The organism is Paenibacillus sp. 01T422, assembly GCF_056398785.1.
This window is the reverse complement of record NZ_JBFTQB010000394.1, coordinates 1-5,570: the sequence shown is the minus strand read 5'-3', so window position 1 is coordinate 5,570 and position 5,570 is coordinate 1. Positions and strand designations below refer to the sequence as shown.

Genomic DNA, 5,570 nt, shown 5'->3' with positions numbered 1-5,570 from the left:
CCTCTAACTCATCGAGGTGTGTTTGAATGAGTTTATCCAATAAATCAAATTTGTCCTGATAATGAAGATAAATGGTTCCTCGATTTAGGTTAGCCCGATCTGAAATATCCTGAATGGTTATATCATTGAAATTTTTTTCAGTCATCAGTTCAATAACAGCTTTTTTCAAAGATTCCTGCGTTTTTAGGATGCGCCGATCTGTTTTAGCCATTGTATATTCACCAAACTTTCTAAAATACTTAACACATTTCGCAGTTCTGTTGATATATCAACAGATTGCGTTTCTTTAACCATTGAATTTACATGCTTGATTATATAATAATAGACACTAGTTGGTTAATCAAATTTATATTGCTAATCAAATATGATTGCCTAATCATCTCTAATTGATTTATTAAAAGGAGACAACACACATGTGCACAACGCACGTTCTAAGCATTTCAAAGGCCAAAGCGCTATTTGAAAAGACTACGATTGAAAGAAGACAATTACGTCCGGATGACCTGTCGATCGATATTAAGTTTAGCGGCATTTGTCATTCCGATATTCATAGTGCACACGGGGACTGGGCAGGCGGGATCTTCCCCATGGTGCCCGGTCATGAAATTAYGGGAGTTGTAACAGCGGTTGGGGAGAATGTGACGAAATTTGCTGTAGGTGACCGTGTTGGTGTTGGCTGCTATGTGGACTCTTGTGGAGAGTGCGAATACTGCCTCCGAGGAGAGGAGCAGCATTGTTTAAARGGCTTTGTAGCTACCTATAACTCCTTGGACTATGATGGCAATCCAACCTATGGCGGTTACAGCCAAAACATTGTTGTTACTGAAAGGTTCGTTGTGCATATCCCGGATGGCATGAAGTTGGATGTAGCCAGTCCTCTTTTGTGTGCCGGTATTACCACGTACTCCCCGTTGAAGCGTTGGAATGCCAGCCCAGGAAAAAAGATAGCTATTCTGGGGATGGGTGGTTTGGGCCACGTTGCGATACAATTCGCGCATGCGATGGGAGCAGAAGTTACTGTGTTAAGTCGTGCAAAAGATAAGGAAAACGAAGCGTTAAGTTTTGGTGCGGATTATTATTTTTCAACGCTTAATTCTGAAACTTTCAATACGCTAGCCGGACAATTCGACCTGATTCTTAACACCATATCCGCCAACATTGATGTCGATTCGTATTTATCGTTACTTCGTGTAGACGGAACGCTTGTTAATGTCGGAGCACCCGCAGAACCGAGTCAATACAACGTTTTTTCTCTAATCATGAGTCGCCGCAGTATTGCGGGGTCCTTAGTAGGCGGACTTGCGGAAACGCAAGAGATGCTTCATTTTGCTGCCGCGCATGGTATTTTGCCTCAAATCGAGATTATCCGTGCCGATCAAGTTGATGAAGCCTATGAGCGAATTCTGCGTAGTGACGTGCGATACCGATTCGTTATCGACATATCAACTTTATAAAACGAATGGATGATAAAGTTAAAAACCATTCGCTCCATTTGGCTTAATATTAGCCGCATTTTCGGCATTGGATTGGTATGTTTGTTTTTATGGGGCTTCTAGGAATACTATTAATAGGGATCACAACCTTCTTATTACTGTAGGCGTTATAAACAATACGAAAAAAATTCATAACTCTAATGGAGGAATATAGAAAATGGAAATCAGAAAAGTCGGGTCCCAACCTTCGGGCAAAGGACCGTCTGAATATTTCACTGGCACGGTTCGCATTGATCCACTATTTGAAGCAGCAGATCCTGCTCGTGTAGCAGGAGCAAGCGTTACGTTCGAGCCAGGTGCGCGGACTGCATGGCATACTCATCCTCTAGGTCAGACGTTAATCGTAACGGCAGGAAAAGGACGAGTACAACGCTGGGGAGGTCAGATCGAGGAAATTAGTCCCGGTGACGTGGTTTGGTTCCCACCTGGCGAGAAGCACTGGCATGGTGCTTCGCCAACTACATTTATGACGCATACAGCCATTCAAGAGCGTCTGAACGGTAAGGCTGTTGAATGGTTGGAAAAAGTAAGTGACGATCAATACCAGTCCTAGGCACGCATTAGTTTGACAATGGAATTGTGATAGATCCAATTGCAGCGTTGACTGCCGAAATAATTTTCTAATATTATTACACTTTTTGTGCAATAAGACTTGCCTCAATGTACTTACTTTGGGGCAACTTGTTGTTTTCTCRTTTATAAGTCAATTCACAGGAGAGGAGAAAGCATGATTGTAACAAGCCTAAGTAAAAGCAGCTCAGCATCCGCCAAACCTCCCAGACTGTGAATGGGAAAATACACGGTCCAAACCTTTATTTCCACTCGACGGATACACTAAGGTATAATAAGAAATGATGATTAGAACACAGAGAGTTCTGACCAATTGCGACTGTTGTAGTTTGGAGTGCAGCTTGAAAAATAAAGGAGGCTGTATCGATGAATGTCAGTTTAAACTGGATTTCAGCAGGTGAATTGGAAGCGCTTAAACTTGTAGGCAAAAAGGTTATTCGAGGAGGTATCGCTGTCTTTTATCATGAAGACCAAGTATATGCCGTGGATAACCGCTGCCCGCATTTAGGATTTCCACTTCAAATGGGAAGTTTATGCGACGGGATATTGACATGCCATTGGCATCATGCCCGGTTCGATGTCTGCAGCGGTGGTACGCTTGATCCGTGGGCAGATGATGTTCCGTCGTACGAAGTGTACGTYGATGGCGGCGAAGTATGGGTAAATCCGGTATCTAGAAGAGTAGAAGGCGCGCAAAAATATAAGCATAGATTGAAAGAAGGGCTTGAGCAAAATATAGGCATCGTTATCGCAAAAGCGGTCGTCGGACTAATCGAAGCTGGRGTGCCGGAGCAAGATATCGCCCGTATTGGCATCGAATTCGGCACCACATATGGAACGGGCTGGAACGCCGGACTTACGATTCTTACAGCGATGGTGCAAATCGTCGATAAGTTAGACAAAAATGGAAGAATACTTGCTTTATACCAAGGCCTTGTCCATGTTGCTCGAGGCAGCTCGGGCAGAGGAACCCGTCATTTACTGTCAGCTCTGCCCTCGACTGACGTGCATTTCGAACGGTTGACCGAGTGGTATCGCAGCTGTATCGAGGTGCGGGATACGCAGGGCGCTGAGAAAGTGCTAATGACCGCCATTATGAAAGGCGTTGACACGAAGTACCTTTCGGACATGATGCTTGCCGCCGCAACAGATCACTTTTACTTGGACGGCGGCCATGTGTTTGATTTCCATAATAAAGCTTTTGAGGCGCTGGAGTGGGCGGATGTCTCACAAAGGGAGCGGATTTTAACTTCACTCGTCCCAATGATGGTTCGCCCAACACGGAGCGAGGAGCTGCACCAGTGGCAGGCACCGGTAAACCTCGTAGAGCCAATCAAGAAAGCGGTCACTGAGTTGGAGCTTAATGCTGCTCAAGCGAAGCGGGTGGACGGGTCAAGGCAGCAGATAGCTCTTTCAGTGGAACAGGAACACCAATTGCTGCAGTATTTGCTGAGCGATACGCCGGAGCAGACGATAACTTTGCTGCGCGACCTGCTTATCTCCGGAACGGCTCCGGCGCAGTTGGCTCAAATCGTTGCTTTGGCAGCCGCGGAACGGATCGTTCGATTCCATACACAGAATGATTTTCGCGATTGGATTGCAGTACTCCACACGTTCACCTATGCTCACGCCGTACATAAAAGGCTGCTACAGTCGGATGAACCACTTCTGCAGCGCGCGATTTTCCATGGAGCCGTCAGCGTATATCTGGACCGTTTCTTAAACGTACCGACAGCCATGCGGCCGAAGCCATCCAGCTCCGCCACGCCAACCAATCATCAGGAGGTGCTCGATTTGCTCGATCTGCGCCAACAGGTTGGCCCAGCCGCGCAATGGGTTGTGGACTACATACATGGCAATGGAGATCCTGGAGCACTTCTTAATACGCTTGGCCATGCATTGCTGCGAGAGGATGCTGAATTCCATTCTTTCCAAATGTATGAAGCTTCTGTGGCCGAATACAATCACTGGCAAGCAGTGACAGGCTCTTTTGCGGAAAAGGCCAAAGAAACGATGTTGCTCGCTTGTACTCGATATCTGGCAGCACATGCGCCAACCGCGCGTGAGCTCCCTCATACGGCCAAAATTGCCTGGAGATTGCATAAAGGTGAACGGTTGTTTGAAGAGGAATGACAGAAAGTTGGATCTCTGTGGAGTGTGACATCACACTAAATGTTTCGATGATCGATCGGGAATGTGATAATGTTTTTGTCATCCGACTAAAGTACAACGACATGAAAGTACCTATTAAGAAACCTTGATTTATTAAGGTTTCTTTCGGATGTAGGGATTTTCTTGTCGTTTTTTTTACAACATGATTATCCCTATATCCTAAAATAAGGAAGGAGAAAAACATGCCTCGATTCCCTATTTTAGAAACAGAAAGATTTGTACTTAGACAGATTAAACAAGATGATTCAAAAGAAATATTTCAATATTTCTCTATGGATGAAGTTACGAAATTTTATGATTTGGAGAGTTTCACGAATATCGAACAAGCAGAAGAACTAATTCGCAAATGGAATCAGAGATTTGATAATAATCAAGGTATTCGCTGGGGAATCACTTTGCGTTCGGAAAGCAGAGTAATTGGAACATGTGGATTTCATAGTTGGGCGAAAAATCATTGTAAAATTGAGATTGGATATGAACTATCACCTGAATATTGGCAGCAAGGTTATATGACTGAAGTGATTCCGAAAATAACTGAATTCGGATTTAACAATCTTGGATTAAACCGAATTGAGGCATTTGTAGAACCAGAAAATGTGGGATCAAGAAAGGTTCTTGAGAAAGTTGGATTTAGAGAAGAAGGGATACTAAAGGAACATTTTTATTGGAGGAATCAGTTTGTTGATACCGCCCTATATGCATTGCTTAAGAAAGACTTTGAAGTACGTTAAGTAGCTTTATTTTTCAAGTCTAGATCCGCCGCTGCTCCACAGTGAGGCGAGCAGTTCAAACAAATCAGATCAATTATGGTAAATTATAAGCAAGGGGCTTGCTTCGTGGCAGCTCCTTTTTCTGCGTTGAAGTAATGAGAGAATAGTACAAGTGAATTCTAAATCTCTTCGCTAAAAAGTTACTTTGATAAGTAAAATCTATTAGTATCGAGTTACCTACAGGCTCGCTTTTTCATTCTGCTGCGTATACGACAATTACTCATTATGAACACCTTCTGAACGGTTGCAAAAACAGCTAAATGCCCTATGATTACAAACCCAATCCAAAGAAAACTCAAACTCCACATCATTTTTCATAGCAATAAAACAAGCAGAGGAATCCAGCAAAAGATTCTTCTGCTTTTGTTTTGCATTTACATGAGTGGCAGTAATAGCTTCCCTTGCTCGTTCGCCAGAAGTATCCTAATAGACCATCCAATATCACCAATAGATATAACGGCATTCTTCAAAACCGACTTAACCAAAAACGCCAAAAACCACAAGGAATGATCCTACGCAAAATCGTATAATTCTTTCATTATTCTTTCATTAGCCTTCTTTATTA

5 protein-coding genes are annotated in these 5,570 nt (G+C 43.5%); 4 read left to right on the top strand and 1 reads right to left on the bottom strand.

Features of this window, described 5'->3' with window-relative positions:
* Positions 1 to 211 (bottom strand): TetR/AcrR family transcriptional regulator (locus AC1DUA_RS21140; RefSeq protein ID WP_477501650.1); only part of this gene is annotated, 211 nt, incomplete at its 3' end.
* 202 nt (positions 212 to 413) lie between these two features.
* Between AC1DUA_RS21140 and AC1DUA_RS21135 the strand changes: the two genes are divergently transcribed.
* The 4 genes from AC1DUA_RS21135 (at position 414) to AC1DUA_RS21120 (ending at position 4,966) form a co-directional block, all read left to right on the top strand.
* Positions 414 to 1,454: an NAD(P)-dependent alcohol dehydrogenase gene (locus tag AC1DUA_RS21135; protein WP_477501649.1), complete on the top strand. Its 1,041-nt coding sequence runs from the start codon at positions 414 to 416 to the stop codon at positions 1,452 to 1,454.
* A 196-nt stretch (positions 1,455 to 1,650) separates the two neighbouring features.
* Positions 1,651 to 2,046 (top strand): (R)-mandelonitrile lyase, encoded by a 396-nt coding sequence (locus AC1DUA_RS21130; protein WP_477501648.1) that lies wholly within the window; start codon positions 1,651 to 1,653, stop codon positions 2,044 to 2,046.
* A gap of 383 nt (positions 2,047 to 2,429) precedes the next feature.
* A complete protein-coding gene (locus tag AC1DUA_RS21125) occupies positions 2,430 to 4,196 on the top strand; it encodes a Rieske (2Fe-2S) protein (RefSeq protein WP_477501647.1) in 1,767 nt (588 codons plus the stop codon).
* 221 nt (positions 4,197 to 4,417) lie between these two features.
* A complete protein-coding gene (locus AC1DUA_RS21120; protein WP_477501646.1) occupies positions 4,418 to 4,966 on the top strand; it encodes a GNAT family N-acetyltransferase in 549 nt (182 codons plus the stop codon).
* Positions 4,967 to 5,570 lie beyond the last annotated feature (604 nt).

Excerpts from the sequence above, each read along its gene's own strand:
- AC1DUA_RS21130 (WP_477501648.1), top strand. The coding sequence starts at position 1,651 with ATGGAAATCAGAAAAGTCGGGTCCCAACCTTCGGGCAAAGGACCGTCT.
- AC1DUA_RS21120 (WP_477501646.1), top strand. The coding sequence starts at position 4,418 with ATGCCTCGATTCCCTATTTTAGAAACAGAAAGATTTGTACTTAGACAG.